This window comes from Nostoc sp. (assembly GCF_036919595.1).
Lineage (GTDB): Bacteria > Cyanobacteriota > Cyanobacteriia > Cyanobacteriales > Nostocaceae > Nostoc.
The window spans coordinates 14018-28517 of sequence record NZ_JBALCO010000038.1; the positions used below are offsets into that span (position 1 = coordinate 14018).

Consider the following 14500-nt stretch of genomic DNA (forward strand, 5'->3'; position numbering starts at 1 on the left):
TCAATTACAATAACTTTACATTGCAAAACACATAGTTTGATTTATTCCCGCCGACTTACTTACCTATCCCAATTTCTACTTTGCCTTCACCCGCGCCTGCTTCACCATCGCAATTAGAGTTTGATGGGCATCTTCCGCATCTGCTAAAACATGATCAAACTGAATGCGGACTGGCACAGCTTCCCCATTCACTTGCGCTGTTAAATCCATACCTTGTGCGTCAATTGACAGCATTTGTGCTGCGATCGCATCTGTTATACCGCCAAAAGACTTAGCATAAATAACTATGGCATCAGCATGATCATCATTCATATGCTTGCAGATGCGCGAACTAATATCAGCAGAGAAATCCTTAGACATTGTTGAGATAAAAATTTAGCAATACAGCAACAGCTTACATTTTAAGATTTTAAGCTAACGCGGGTAAAATTTGCTGATTTTCTTTCTTAGCAGTAAAAACTATGCATACTACCCTATCTTCATCATCAATATATTTTATTTATAGGTGAATAATTAAATTAAAATAAAACTTATTCAGTATTTTTACCTTCCATTACGGAAACCAGACAGCTTAAACTGTAGCAGAAGTATTAGCCAAACTATTGAAGCTAAGAGACAATGAGCGAAATTAGCCCCAGACGAATTGTAATTGGGGATGTGCATGGTCACTATGAAGGTTTGATGACATTGTTGGAGGCGATCGCCCCCACCTCAGATGATCAAGTCTATTTTTTGGGAGACTTAATTGATCGCGGTCCTCATAGCGCACAAGTAGTTAATTTTGTCAAGCGACATAACTATTTATGTTTGCTGGGAAATCATGAGCAGATGTTATTAAACATTCTGACCAATGAAAGAACCTCCTCCCCGACGATGCAAGCATGGTTGTATAGTGGGGGGCAAGCTACCGTAGCCAGTTACCACGAGGCTACAATTCCTGATGACCATCTAGATTGGTTCAAGACTTTGCCTACATATCTCGACTTGGGGGATATTTGGTTAACTCATGCTGGTGTTGACCCTTGCAAGTTGGTGACAGAACAAACTGCCGATCAACTGTGCTGGATACGAGAGGAATTTCATAGTATTGAAAAACCCTACTTTGCCGATAAGCTAATTATCATCGGTCACACCATTACCTTTACTCTGCCGGGTGTTTCTCCTGGTAAACTGGCACAAGGACAGGGATGGCTAGACATAGATACTGGCGCTTATCATCCCCGGAGTGGCTGGTTGACTGGACTGGATGTCACGAATAATTTAGTTTACCAAGTTAACATTTTTAAACACTATCTTCGCGCCCTGCCCTTAAAAGATGTAGTGATCAGAGTTGATCCAGCCAAAATCAAAGTTGATCGCCGCTACAAGAATTGAGCATCATTCGAGATGGGAAGATAAGGAAGATAGGCGAGATCAGGGAGATGGGGCAGAAATAACCCTTGACTCTTGATTTTAAGACCGCACTAATGGTCGAATATTAGCTTTATAACTAGCATTATTCAAGCCATAATTTCCATTACTGGGTTGAGAGTTAATTGCACTTCTGAGGGCATCAATGCGATCGCTGGTTCCGGGGTGCGTACTCAAAAATGTTGGAGCAGAACCACCTTTTTTCAGCAGCTTTTCCATAAAGGAAACCATTGCAGACTGGGCGTAACCAGTCCGTGTCAAAGTTCGTAGTCCTCTTTGATCGGCCTCAAATTCATTTTTACGACTGCGTGGCAAGTCTCGCGCTAACTGGACACCAATTTGCACTGCCGTATTCCGGTCTAAGCCAGCAGCTGTTAATAGGCCACCTTCAAGCGCTTTTTGCTGCATCTGTTTGACTACGTGTTTCCCCCCAATGTGACCAATTTCATGGGCGAGTACACTTGCCAGTTGCGCTTCATTGTCTGCGGTTTTCAGCAAACCCGTGTGGACATAGACATAGCCGCCCAAGGTAGCAAAAGCATTAATACTGTCATCCTGAACTACTTGGAAGGTATAGGGGAGATCGGGGCGATCGCTATTAACTGCTAAACGCCGACCAACTTGTTCCACGTAACGATTAACTTCGGGATTGCGGTAAAGCCGGACTTGACTACCGATTAATTCCTGATTAATCTGCTTACCAAGATCAACTTCTTGGTTAGGGGATATATTAGAAAGCTGAAATGCCTGAACTCCTTGAAGTAGAAGAGGCAAGAAGTCTAAAGTTCTTCCAGGCAAGGGTGTACTTAGGCACAGGCTCAGAGCAACTACCACTGAAATTAAAGGATAAAACCAGCGACGCCGCCACACACGGGAATTTGCAACAAAACTTTTCCAGTTGAACATAATACACTCTGAAGATTATTTTGGGAGAACATAAAATGATGGGACAAATTATGAGACGGATTTAGAGTATTCTAAGTTGCATTCTTAACTCAAGACCAAAGGAGTTGTTATACAGGTAATGTTTGGCAAAGCTACCGAATTGCGGGGATTAACGATTCCCTCTAGAGATAGGCTTAAACACGAGATATTAATTTCTGGGTGCGTCAGTCTTAACAGGCAAAAGTTTGAGGGTTAGCTGCCACCCCTGTAGAACTTACGAACTCGTGATAAACTGTCGCATAACCGTAATCCCCAGCCGCTTTGAGTTATTACCAAATAGGGAAAATTGCCGTTCCCATAGAAAGCCTTCTTGCTACAATCAATTACTTCGCTATTACTTCGGAAAAGTTTTTATGGCTATTTTAGATTCAAAAGGTCGCTTGTTCGGCAAAATCAATCTTCTAGATTTAGGTGCTGCGCTGGTAATTCTGCTAGTTATATTTGGCATCTTTATCTTCCCTGGTACTTCTGGTTCTGTTGCCCAAGTTGGTGCGAAAACAGTACCGATAGAAGTAGACTTAGTAGTCCGTGGTTTGAACGTCCGTGACCCTGAACAATTATTCAATAACGGATTAAAAAAAGGCGGAAAAACTAATGTGATTATCCGCAATCAACCCCACGGAGAGATTGAGATTAAATCCATTCAACAGCTACCTAGAACAATCAATATTCCCCAACCCGATGGTACTGTTAAAGAATTGCCTGATCCGAAGACCAATAATTTTAGTACAGATTTGATTTTGACTTTAGATGGCAAAGCCCAGCTTACTGAAAATGGACCAGTTCTGGGTAACAGTAAAGTTAAAATTGGAATGCCATTTGAGTTAGAAGGCTTTAACTACAACTTTAATGCAACTGTTATTGATCTCAGGTTAAAAGACAAATAGCATTCCCATTTTCGTCTTAAAAAAAGGGGCTGGTAAACCGAACTTTATGTCATCTAAAAAACTCGGTTTATCAGATTACTCAATTGAGATTATAACTACTGAGCAGCTTTTACTTGAAACATTAAATACGTCCCTTCTAACCCTTCTACAATTGTGCGTGTATTGGCAATCATCATTTTCTGATAAGTGTCTGCCTCACTTCCTGGTTCACCAAGTCCCTGAGCATACAACTTCCTCTCAGAAATTTTTACTCCAGCAACTTTTGCTACAGATTGAAGTAAATTAGGGTTAATTGCTGTATCAGCAAAAATTGTTGACACTTTCGCCTGTTTAATATTTGTAACCAAATTTTTCACTCTTGCAGCTGTTAGGTTTTTGTCAGTACTGATACCTTGCAATCCCCCTACTAATGAAATACCGTATGTTTTGGTGTAATAACTCAGTGCATCAGAGGTTGTAACTAACTTACGTTCTTTAGTAGGAATACTCGCAATTCTTGACTTAATCCAGCCATCTAGTTGAGTAAGTTCATTCGTGATTTTTCTGGTATTGCTGGTATAAGTCGCGGCATCACTGGATTCTAATTTTCCCAGGTTGCTATTAATTACTTCCACCATCCTGATCGCATTCTTAGTATTGTGCCAAAGATAAGGATCGTTTACTTTCTTATCGCCTCGCTGAAATTTTTGTGGCTTAGGCACCGCAAATTGACCGACGGCTATTTTCGGTGCAGAGTTTTTAGTCGCTTTAATTAATTTGATTAGATTTGGTTCTAAATTATAGCCACTATAGAGAATAAGATTAGCTTGCTCAATGGCTTTACGATCCTCCGGCTTTGGTTTATAAAATTGGGGGTTGGCAGTAGGAGAAATCAAGCAGGTAAGATTAACAGTATTTCCGGCAACCTGTCTGGTTAAGTCGCATAGTACACTTGTAGTTGCTACGACTTGGGGAAGATTCTCATTTACCTGCGTGGTAGTTTGAGTAAATGTAGTTCTTGCAGTTTGATTTCCGCACCCAACAAATCCAATCGTCAAAGCAACAAGAATAGCTCGTAAGGAATTATTTGATGGTGGTTTTTTTGACATCCTAAACTCCTACTGGATGTATAAAAAAAGATAATCATTATTATTAAAAAAGTCAGAATTTTGAATTCTGAATTCAGCTTAGGCAATTAGCGAACAGTCAGAGTTAGGGCTTTTAGCGATCGCTGTGCTAACACCAAAGGCGAACTGAACCTTTGAAGAGAATGGGGAAAAAAGACCCTGCAATTTTTGGTAAGTGAACTACAAATGAGGTTTTTGCAGGCAAAAACCTCGCTTCACGCGACAGGCTGCAAAACTGCTAGGGATAAAAACACAATCAGCAAAGCGATGCTAGGGTGTCTTTGGTAAGAAGTGTAGTGCAGTTCTCTCACCATCTGTTGAAGCGGCTATACCATTGTGCTTATGTGCCGCCAAAGTCGCAAATTGACTAGAATTATTCGCTTAAGGAGAGGAACATAGTGATGATGGGGCCTATTAATCATACGGGTTGATTTCGCAAAGCAAGTCGTGAATCTAAATTGTAACTGCGGTTTTGTGAGGTGTGGGCATATGCTTGTTACAAATATTGGTGAAGATAAACAATGGTAATTTTAGTTATCCTCGTTAACACCCTGATTTCACTGATACTATTCTATGTGGCTTGGCGGGTGTGGCAACTCAAGCAGCAGTTAGCATACATAGCAGATAAGTTAACCGTCTATGAAAGTTGTACACATGCAGCACTGAATAAAGCACCCGAAAATATTTATCTTAGCCAGGAGAATATTTACAACTTACGGCAGAAAAATCAAGCACTACAAATACAAATTCAACAAGTGCGGCAAATTATCAGTCTACTTTTGCTAGGACGGCAAATCTGGCAGCGTTATTTTCCTAGACTAGAGTTAACACCTGGGAAAAAAACAGTCGCAAAATGAGTTATGTCAAGTTCGGATGAACATTTATAATTAGGGCTGACACGGGGATGCGGTGACACAAGGAGGTGAGGATACGGTGAGACGGTGACACTAGGAGTTTTGAATTATAAGTAATTAACAGTTTCGATATTAAAGCAACATTTTTGGCTGATATTTTGTCACGATAGATTAACTGGATAAAATCGTTTAAGTCTTGCAAGGGGAGAAAACCCACCTAAAATGGGTGTAAGGAGAGCAATAACAAGATGTCTAATAACCGTTCTGGAGTATTTATTGGCGGTTTGATGCTGGGAGCTACCATCGGTGCTTTGACCGGTTTGCTCGTAGCTCCACGCACAGGGCGCGAAACGCGTAAAATTTTGAAGAAATCTGCCAATGCTATCCCAGAATTGGCAGAAGATTTATCAACGAGTGTACAAATCCAGGCAGATCGTCTCTCTGCCAGCGCACTGCGAAACTGGGATGAGACTTTAGATAGATTACGGGAAGCGATCGCAGCAGGTGTAGATGCCAGTCAGCAAGAAAGCCAAGTCTTAAAGCGGCAAACATCTGTTGAAGACTCAGATTCTCTTGCCCAGCAATTAGAACGCTCATAAATAACATAACCGTGATTGATCCCCTGTTTTGGTTGGGACTTTCCTTACTCTTAGTTGCCACAAGTTTGACTGCGGTTTTATTGGTGGCAATACCGGCTTTCCAGGAGTTAGCACGCGCTGCTCGCAGTGCAGAAAAGCTATTTGATACACTTTCACGGGATTTACCACCCACTTTAGAAGCTATCCGCGTGACTGGTTTGGAAATCACTGACTTAACTGATGATGTCGGAGAAGGTGTAAAAAGTGCTAGTCAAGTCATGAAACAAGTTGATCAAAGCCTCGATAGTGCAAGAATTCAGGCTCAAAATCTGCAAGTAGGTACACGCAGCATCTTTGTTGGCGCGAAAGCTGCTTGGAGAAACTTCACACGCCAAAAACCCGCGAGGCGAACAGGCGATCGCATCCCAAGCAATGAACAACCACCACTCACGTTGCGAGAAAGAGAAGTGCTCAGGCAAGAAAATCGCCGCCTAAAAACAGAAGTATACCGCGCTAATGACGGTTACAACGACGCTGCTAACTGGGAAACCAATTTCGATGATGAAGATTGACCAAAAAAAGGGCATGGGGCATTGCTTATCTTTCTTGTTACGGTGTTAAAACGTGCTACTTTATCAGCTTGCTTAAAAAAAGCGATTTTTGTTTATGGATAAACTTCGACATTGTATTTAGCAATTTTGAAAAACGGATAAAGCATATTTTAATGAAGCTGTCTTTGGGAGCATCCCAATTTGGAAAAAATAAAATAATCAAGATAATTCGCGATGATTAATCGCGAATTATCTTGGTGTCATTAATCTTGTGGATCTTCTGACTATCGCTCAGATCCAGAACTATTAATAATTCTTTGTTAATCATCTCTCACCTCTAATCATTCCCTTTTTATGCCAATAATGATGATCAAAAGCAGGGTAGGCGGCAAGCGACGCTTGCCACCTACCTCTCTCCCCAGCCACGATTATCATTTTTATTAAGGATATTTTGAGTATTTTAACTGATTGACAAAATGCATTTTATCTTTATTTATCAGAAATGGTACTCCCAAGTCCCTATTCCACAAAACCCGATTCCCAAAAACCCTTTGCTTTGATCCCTTAGATTAGAGTAAAGTAAACAAGTGTAAAGAAGTATCACTTTTCCAGTACTCTTTTAAAACAACTTGTTCACTTTTACCGTTGATATTTGTATAAAAACGTCCATGCAATCTTGTTTTTGGCGACGAATTCTGTTATCTATCGCAGTATTTTTCCTGGCTGGGACAATTTGGGTCATGCACTCTCCCCCAGCACTGGCTTATGACAATCCTGACTTACTCCCTAACACCTTTACCCCAGTTGTAGACTTAGCAAAATCTCTTCCTGTACTGCAAGAAGAAAAGCTTGTCAAAGATTTAGAGCAGTTTGAAACTGATACGGGTTGGAAATTGCGAGTATTGACCCAGTATGACCGCACCCCAGGTCGGGCAGTCATAAAATATTGGGGTTTGGATGACAAAAGCATTCTACTAGTTGCCGATTCTCGTGGCGGTAACATCCTTAGTTTTAGCGTCGGCGATGCTGTTTATAAACTTTTACCCCGGACTTTCTGGATAGAACTACAAACCCGCTTTGGTAATTTGTACTTTGTCCGTGAACAAGGCGAAGACCAAGCTATTCTGCAAGCCTTAGAATCGGTTAAAGGCTGTTTACTCAAGGGTGGTTGCAATGTTGTCCCCGGACTGCCACGAGAGCAATGGATTCTCACCTTGATTACCTCAGTTATTGGTGGGGTGATTTGTGGATTTGCATCTCAACCCCGCGAGAAAGGACAAGTTTTCGCTTGGCAATGGGCTTTAATTTTCTCACCTTTGTGGGGAATCTTATTTATTGCCTTTGGTATTGGGCCAGTGGTGACACGCACAAGCGACTGGTTACCTCTAGTTCGCAATATCTCTGGGTTTCTCATTGGCGTCTTGGTTGCTTACTTATCTCCTATTTTCAGTCGGTCTTCTTCTAGTAATGAGTTATAAGTGCTGAGTTAGAGTTATGAGTTTTTAATTAACTTATAACTCCTAACTCCTAACTCTCTGAAGCTGATAAGCTGAAAGCTAATATTTGAGAAGCTCAACAAAAATGGAATGGCACGTAACTGATGCTCAAAGTTTAGCAATCATTGATAGTGAAATTGAAAATCATGTTTTTTCACCAGCAGAGTATGAAATTGTGCGTCGGGTAATATACTCTACAGCTGACTTTGAGTATAAGTCTTTGATTCGTTTCTCTGAGCGTGCCTTGCAAGCTGGAGCAGCAGCACTAGCCGCGCGTACCACGATTGTGGTAGATGTGCCAATGGTACAAGTAGGTATTACCTACGAGATTCAAAACACCTTTGCCAATCCGGTGTATTGCAGTATGGAAGCTCTAACACGCCCTCAAAAAGAAAAAACTCGGGCAGCATGGGGAATAGAAACCTTAGCAAAGCGTTATCCAGAAGGCATTTTTGTGGTGGGTCAAGCACAAACAGCACTAACAGCACTAGTGGATTTAATTGAAGCTGAGGAAATTAGACCTGCTTTGATAATTGCGACTCCAGTGGGATTTGTAAATGTTAATCAAGCAAAGGAGCGCTTACAAGACTCTCTAGTGCCTCACATTACAATTGATAGTCGCAAAGGTAATGCAGTTGTAGCAGCTGCGATCGTTGATGGATTGGTAGACTTGGCTTGGCAAGCCTATGGACAAGATGGAAATCGGGGGAGTTAGGAAAGTCAGCTCTATCGTTCCCTTTATGCCAAATAGTATTTAAAACTACAAATAACCTGATATTTTTGTTAAGTAGTGCCGATAAAGGAGCCTTTTCCTGTGGTATTTCAACGTTTCCGTTTAATTGCATTTCTTGCAATTCCCGTGGTATTAAGTCTTTTGGGTGGGAAAGAAAGGATAAAAGTATCTTTAGTTGAAAACGCCCGTCAGGTATCCACTAACAAGGAAATCATCCTAGCCAACCACAAACTAATCAGCATTAAGGCGACTCCGAAAACATATTATGTTAGTGGTAGGGGAGACGATACAAATAGTGGACTCTCTACTTCATCCGCCTTTAGGACAATTCAAAAGGCAGCAGATATAACTAACCCTGGCGATACAGTATTGATCATGAACGGAGTATATACAAATTTAGCCAAAGCTCCGAGTGTAGTAAGTATTAAACGTTCTGGAACTGCAAATGCATGGATTAGGTATAAAGCATATCCTGGGGATTTCCCAAAAATTAAACACAATACATGGAACGGTATCCTGATTTCAAATGGAGCTTCATATATTGAGATCAACGGGCTGGAAGTTATAGGAAACAATGCCAATATAACCCTTGCTTATGCATTAAGTCAAAAGACTAACAGATCAAATCCGCTTACAAGCGGAAACTGCATAAGCATGGACGGACGAGCCAATGGTCATGTTCATCATATCCGTATTTTAAACAACAAAGTGCATGACTGTGGAGGAGGAGGTATCGGAGCATTGCAGTCTGATTATGTGAAGGTGGATAATAACATTGTGTTCAATAATGGCTGGTATGGTGTTTATGGTTGCAGTGGCATTTCGTTGGGGAGCAATTGGAATTCTGACACCAACCGGGGATACAAGATGTTCGTGACCAACAACAAGGTATATAACAATCGCATGTACATCCCTTGGATTGCGGTGGGAAAGATCACAGATGGTAATGGCATTATTATCGATACTTCCAGAAATGAGCAGAACCCAAATTTGGATGCATATGTAGGACGGACTTTAATTCAAAACAATTTGACATTTAATAATGGTGGTTCAGGGATTCATACATTTTTAAGTGAGCATGTTGATATCGTCAATAACACATCTGTTTTAAATAATCAGAGTCCAGAAATTAAAGATGGGCAAATATTTGGCAATGTGTCATCTGATGTCAGAATTTTAAGGAACATTCTCTATGCTTATCCTGGCAAGAATATCAACGGTAACAATAAAAATAAAAACGTTATTTATGATTATAATATCTACATCAATAGTTCTAAAGTAAGTGTTAAAGGACCTCACGATATTGTTGCAGACTCAGAGTTTTTAAGTAAGCATCCTACTCTAGAAAAAATATCTAGCAATTGGAAATCGCGGCTAGCTAAACAAAATCCGCCGAGGCGGACTTATGTAGAGCCTAAGTCGGGAGGTTTTGTTTGTGGGTCAATGACCTATCGTTTGAAAGGGAAACTCATCAAAGTGGGATGCTCCCGTTAGCAAGAAGGCAAAACGCACAGGGCAGGAGATGATTTATGCTGAATCCAAATGCCCGAACCTCATGGGCGACTATCGGGGAGTCTTGCGGTTGAGAGCAAACTACCAAAATCTCTGCAATAGGTGGCTCATAATTAGTGTCAGTCTGTCCTTTGCATGTGTCTGAAAGAGAAGCCTATACTGATTACATCCTCCTGCCTGCTTTACTTCTTTAATCCTCTACTCTCCGACGCCGCCGAGGCGGCTTTTGTTGTTGGTCTTCACTCAAGCGACGACCGATTTCGTTAAAGAAATCCCGCCGCAGATAAGGATAATCGCTAACCCACAGGTCACGACTGGGAAAGTATATATCGCTGAATTCTTCAATACTGCTCAAATCTGAGCGATTTGACATCACTACCATTTCTGCAATTTGACCACGAGTAATAACTTTGTGGGCAGGACGTAATGGTGCTACAAACTCAATACTAAATCCTGTGTCATCACCCACCTCTAAGTTAATCTGTTTTTCTCGGTTTTCTACAATCACTAATTCGCCTTTGCTGTTGACTGTTTCGGTTTTACCCATCAACTGGTCTGTAATCCACCAATCTAGCACTCGACCACGGAAAAAGCCGCCATACTTATAACGGCGGCATTGCAAATTCCGCATACTTGCTTGAAACACTGGATACCACAGCCAAAAAAAAGCGCCAAGTATCCCCAGCACAAATACTATTGAAGCAAAAGGAAGCCTAAAAACGACTGTCACAAGCAAAATAACAACTACGGCAACTACAGAAATTAACAGCCGTTGCAAAAAATTTGAGAACTTCCCCCAGTAGTACTTGTACTGCAAACCAGTGGCAATTAGAGGGACAACTTGTTCAAATTTCTGGCGAGTCAGTGGTACTAACATGAGTGCTGAGTGATGAATGCCCAATAGTGAGTTTAAAGTTTAAAGTATCTTTTCTAATCCATATACTAACGACTTTAGCGCTAAGACTTTGCGAATCGCTAGTAGCACTCCTGGCATATAGCAAGCGCGATCGCTCGTATCATGTCGTAGAGTATAAATCTGTCCTGCTGCACCAAAAATAACTTCCTGATGGGCAATCAATCCTGGCAAGCGGACGCTATGAATTCTAATCCCTTCATCTGCTATACTGCCCCTAGCTCCGGGTAATTTCTCCGTTTCTTCTACAAGAGCAGGGTTAAAAGTTTTACCCAATTCTCCTAATAACTGCGCTGTTTGAATGGCAGTACCACTCGGAGCATCAGCTTTTTGGTTGTGATGCAGTTCGATAATTTCTACATGGTCAAAATATTTTGAGGCTGCAACTGCGGCTTGTTGCAACAGCACCATACCAATGGAAAAATTAGGAATAATTAGACAACCAGTGCTAGCTTTGTCGGCAAAGTCTGCCAAGTCTTGGATTTGTTCTGGACTTAATCCAGTGGTGCCAACTACAGGACGAATACCGTAAGCGATCGCACTACGAATATTGTCATAAACTGAATCGGGATGGGTAAAGTCTACAATCACCCCTGGAGGAGAGTGTCTGTCACCAGCCACATACCCCAACATCGGTTCTAATTGATCGGTAATTGGCACTTCCAGGGGTTCGCTTAAACCCGCCAACTCTCCAGCGTCTTTATCTTGATGTTCCAAACTGTGGTCAATTGCACCCACTAGGTTTAAGTCAGGCGCTTGCGCCACCGCCTTAATCACCTCACGTCCCATTTTACCAGCAGCACCGTTGACAATAACCGGGATAGGAGCTTGATTCGTCATAGGTCGAGAAATACTTTTTGAGCCAACAAGGGAATTGTAAAGACTTTGGTGATCTAGTAGCTAGCTTTTCAAATCTCTGGCTTAATTCCGACTCCTCTGATTTATGCAGCTAATCGCTCAGTTTTTCGACTCCCGAAAGCGGATGGGTTCTCATTTTTATCCTACTATCTTAGCCAGTAACCCGTTTTATTTTCCCTACTTCACTTACCACACCTCCAAAAATAATCCTACACTGTGCCTAATAAGCAGCTCTTATAGGCTATTTATAAAGTAAATCTAAAGAAGGATAGCTAAGTATAATTGCAAAATATAATACCTTAAAGACAGTGTATCTATTTAGAAAACAATGGCTCGAAAAGCTTATTCGACCGACCTTCATGACTTAGAATGGGAAATTTTGGCACCTTTGATTCCACCGACTAAATCTGGTGGGCATCCTCTCCCAAGGGGAGACGCTCCGCGAACGCACAACTGATATGAAGGAAGTATGTAATGCCATCTATTATCATTAGACATCTCCGAAAAATCCCAATACCTTTGTGTGACTGAACTTCAAGCTTGCGATCGCCGATAAAAGTATCAGCCAGTCTCAACGTCAAAATCAGGGTTTGAGACAGTTACGGGAAGTTTGTTTACCAGCTGACTGATTCTAGTTGATTTTTTGGGCTTATTGATAAGCTAATTTTATCATTGATTCAAGACCATCAGCTTTTTTACAGCTACCAAAAAAACTGTATTATACACTACTATTTTTTGGGGATCGCAAACTTTTCGGTCTACTGAAAGTATTTCATTTTTCGAGTAAGCTTTTCCTACCTAAAAAATTTTTGGGCAACCCCCCGTACCCCTAAGATATCCATTTTACAGTACCTACTTTAAGCGAGCGATTGCACCCATCTATAGTTTCATGGCATGAATTATTATAATTCCCACAGAGCATAGCTTAAAGCTTTTCTTAGTGCCATTCAGTTTCGGGTCGTTCAACACAGCACGACGAACCTTGCGAGGAATGGAAGCAATGCATATGCTGCGTAAAGGACAGGTTAAAGCTATTAACAAGGGTGATGTGCAAGTACAGATCGGAATTTGTGTCTCAAATTTTTGGAGTTGCCCAATAACTAACTGAGATTGGGAAGGATCGCCTGTCCTCAAATCATTTTTGCGACACAATCCCTAGAATTGCCTGTTTTTGAACCATGCCCAACTCTGCAATCTGCCGACGAACCGAAAACCAATGCCTCGAAAACGCTGATTTCTGAATAAATCTACTCTGTGCCCGTGTGTGCCCGCAAAAATACGTCTACAGCACTCTGAACCCACTCTGCTAGCGCTTCGTCAGTTTGAAACAACGAGGGTAGCTGAAAACTGGCGCGGAGCATCGGCCAACCGAATACAATACTCATAAAGTGATCCGCTGCAAGATCAGTATTGTTGATCGAGAGAACTTGACGCTGCACCAGCGATTCTAAATACTGCTTGACGATTTCTCGTCCCCAGCCCGGTCCGTTCTGCCAAAATGCATTGGCGAGATCAGAAAACACCGGAGCTTCAGCGATCAACCGCCTTTGTAGTTGCTGACCATTGTCGCTCAAATTTGCACGCAAAACCTGTAACCCATACTGATACAAGACTTCGTGGGCAGGCGCATCCTGGCGGAGGATGGCAGAAGCGACGGGATCGACCAGCTTTTCGGAGCGACGCTTCATCAGCGCGGCGAAGAGTGCCGCCTTGCTGGGATAAAGCGAGTAGATCGTCTGCTTAGAAGCACCCGCTCGGTTTGCAATCTCATCTGTGCTGGCACGGGCAAAACCCTGTTCGAGGAACACCGCAGTCGCGGCTTCTAGAATCGCCTCATTCCGCAAATCGCGTTCATCTGCACGGGGTCGCCCGGGTCCACGCTTTTTGACCTTGGAGCCTTGTTTGCTCATTTCTGAATCGGACTCTGTAACCTTCCAATCCTAACTATAGCGATATCTACTGCTAAATTCAGGCGCTAACAGGAGGGCTGCTTTATTCTTCTTCACATATCGGGCTTGCAAATAATCTTTGAAGTTGATACATTAATAGTACTGAACAGTACCATTGATTCATACCTGTACACTCTTGTGACACCGTTGATGATTGAGTTCACATGATTCTACAAAAGCTGCATAATTTCAGCATCTCAATTTCGAGAAGGTATACAGCATCATTGCAAAACACCGTTTTAACGACGATCCACAGTCAGCGGAGCTAAAATATGCCAGTTACTTTAATCAATCCCTTTGTCGTTCCCGCAGACAAAGAAGAATTTTTGAGAGCCTGGAACGAGACCACGCGAGTCTTCTCTAGCACACCCGGTTTCATTAAAACCCACCTGCACAAAAACACGGGTGTCGGCGACGGAACCTTTCAATACATCAACATCGCGCTATGGGAAAATGCAGACGCCTGGAATGCGACCCACGGCGGCTACAAACCTGGTGAAGAAAGCATTCCCGGTGTCGAACACCATCCTGACATCTTCCAGGAAGTGATCGCTTCCAAGAGTATGCGCGAAGTGGACTAGCGAATGCCGCTGTAAGGGCAGCCGCTGATTCTGCTGCTGAATCCATGCACTAAGTTTCAAGAACGCCTCTACGGTGATTACAGATTGGTGATTACAGGTTCGCCGCAAATACGATGGTGCGTACCCC

The 14500-nt window shown here is 42.1% G+C and carries 15 protein-coding genes and 2 pseudogenes; 11 read left to right on the top strand and 6 right to left on the bottom strand.

Annotation, left to right across the window (positions count from 1 at the left end):
• Positions 1–75: 75 nt before the first annotated feature.
• Entirely contained in the window at positions 76–360 is a 285-nt protein-coding gene (locus V7K21_RS04605; RefSeq protein WP_335022487.1) for a DUF2470 domain-containing protein, read from the bottom strand.
• Between the two features lie 258 nt (positions 361–618).
• On the opposite strand from V7K21_RS04605, the gene V7K21_RS04610 reads away from it, so the two are divergent.
• Complete coding sequence (locus tag V7K21_RS04610) at positions 619–1374, top strand: metallophosphoesterase family protein (RefSeq protein WP_335171971.1); 756 nt, start codon at positions 619–621, stop codon at positions 1372–1374.
• A gap of 78 nt (positions 1375–1452) precedes the next feature.
• Here V7K21_RS04610 and V7K21_RS04615 read toward each other — a convergent pair whose 3' ends face one another.
• The gene (locus tag V7K21_RS04615) at positions 1453–2316 is read right to left on the bottom strand and encodes a M48 family metallopeptidase (protein WP_335171974.1); all 864 of its coding nucleotides are present in this window, start codon (positions 2314–2316) and stop codon (positions 1453–1455) included.
• A gap of 392 nt (positions 2317–2708) precedes the next feature.
• Between V7K21_RS04615 and V7K21_RS04620 the strand changes: the two genes are divergently transcribed.
• Complete coding sequence (locus tag V7K21_RS04620; RefSeq protein ID WP_273762176.1) at positions 2709–3242, top strand: DUF4330 domain-containing protein; 534 nt, start codon at positions 2709–2711, stop codon at positions 3240–3242.
• 95 nt (positions 3243–3337) lie between these two features.
• On the opposite strand, the gene V7K21_RS04625 is transcribed toward V7K21_RS04620, so the two are convergent.
• The gene (locus tag V7K21_RS04625; RefSeq protein ID WP_335171977.1) at positions 3338–4330 is read right to left on the bottom strand and encodes a metal ABC transporter solute-binding protein, Zn/Mn family; all 993 of its coding nucleotides are present in this window, start codon (positions 4328–4330) and stop codon (positions 3338–3340) included.
• Between the two features lie 539 nt (positions 4331–4869).
• Between V7K21_RS04625 and V7K21_RS04630 the strand changes: the two genes are divergently transcribed.
• From V7K21_RS04630 to V7K21_RS04655, 6 genes are all read left to right on the top strand, one after another.
• Positions 4870–5205, top strand: a complete 336-nt coding sequence (locus V7K21_RS04630) for a hypothetical protein (protein ID WP_334794452.1) — start codon at positions 4870–4872, stop codon at positions 5203–5205.
• Between the two features lie 245 nt (positions 5206–5450).
• Positions 5451–5801 (top strand): YtxH domain-containing protein, encoded by a 351-nt coding sequence (locus V7K21_RS04635; RefSeq protein ID WP_273762171.1) that lies wholly within the window; start codon positions 5451–5453, stop codon positions 5799–5801.
• 11 nt (positions 5802–5812) lie between these two features.
• Entirely contained in the window at positions 5813–6352 is a 540-nt protein-coding gene (locus V7K21_RS04640; RefSeq protein WP_335171980.1) for a DUF948 domain-containing protein, read from the top strand.
• Between the two features lie 647 nt (positions 6353–6999).
• Positions 7000–7809, top strand: coding sequence for a TPM domain-containing protein (locus tag V7K21_RS04645; RefSeq protein WP_334958059.1), 810 nt, complete (start codon positions 7000–7002; stop codon positions 7807–7809).
• Positions 7810–7912: 103 nt separating this feature from the next.
• Positions 7913–8542, top strand: a complete 630-nt coding sequence (locus V7K21_RS04650) for a precorrin-8X methylmutase (RefSeq protein ID WP_335171982.1) — start codon at positions 7913–7915, stop codon at positions 8540–8542.
• 99 nt (positions 8543–8641) lie between these two features.
• Positions 8642–10054 carry a right-handed parallel beta-helix repeat-containing protein gene (locus tag V7K21_RS04655; RefSeq protein ID WP_335171985.1) on the top strand — a complete coding sequence of 471 codons (1413 nt, stop codon included), beginning with the start codon at positions 8642–8644 and terminating at the stop codon, positions 10052–10054.
• 208 nt (positions 10055–10262) lie between these two features.
• Here V7K21_RS04655 and V7K21_RS04660 read toward each other — a convergent pair whose 3' ends face one another.
• Together V7K21_RS04660 and dapB are read right to left on the bottom strand one after the other, a co-directional pair.
• On the bottom strand, positions 10263–10949 hold the full coding sequence (locus V7K21_RS04660; protein WP_335171987.1) for a phosphate ABC transporter permease: 687 nt from the start codon (positions 10947–10949) through the stop codon (positions 10263–10265).
• A gap of 39 nt (positions 10950–10988) precedes the next feature.
• Positions 10989–11825, bottom strand: a complete 837-nt coding sequence (dapB, locus tag V7K21_RS04665; RefSeq protein WP_335171989.1) for a 4-hydroxy-tetrahydrodipicolinate reductase — start codon at positions 11823–11825, stop codon at positions 10989–10991.
• 346 nt (positions 11826–12171) lie between these two features.
• Here dapB and V7K21_RS30585 point away from each other — a divergent pair.
• Together V7K21_RS30585 and V7K21_RS04670 are read left to right on the top strand one after the other, a co-directional pair.
• Positions 12172–12334 (top strand): annotated as a pseudogene (locus tag V7K21_RS30585) (transposase); the annotation flags it as partial.
• A 452-nt stretch (positions 12335–12786) separates the two neighbouring features.
• Positions 12787–12943 (top strand): annotated as a pseudogene (locus V7K21_RS04670) (IS6 family transposase); the annotation flags it as partial.
• 147 nt (positions 12944–13090) lie between these two features.
• Here V7K21_RS04670 and V7K21_RS04675 read toward each other — a convergent pair.
• Positions 13091–13753 carry a TetR/AcrR family transcriptional regulator gene (locus tag V7K21_RS04675; RefSeq protein ID WP_335115531.1) on the bottom strand — a complete coding sequence of 221 codons (663 nt, stop codon included), beginning with the start codon at positions 13751–13753 and terminating at the stop codon, positions 13091–13093.
• A 311-nt stretch (positions 13754–14064) separates the two neighbouring features.
• Between V7K21_RS04675 and V7K21_RS04680 the strand changes: the two genes are divergently transcribed.
• Positions 14065–14373, top strand: coding sequence for an antibiotic biosynthesis monooxygenase family protein (locus V7K21_RS04680; protein ID WP_335171991.1), 309 nt, complete (start codon positions 14065–14067; stop codon positions 14371–14373).
• The last annotated feature ends 127 nt before the right edge of the window (positions 14374–14500 follow it).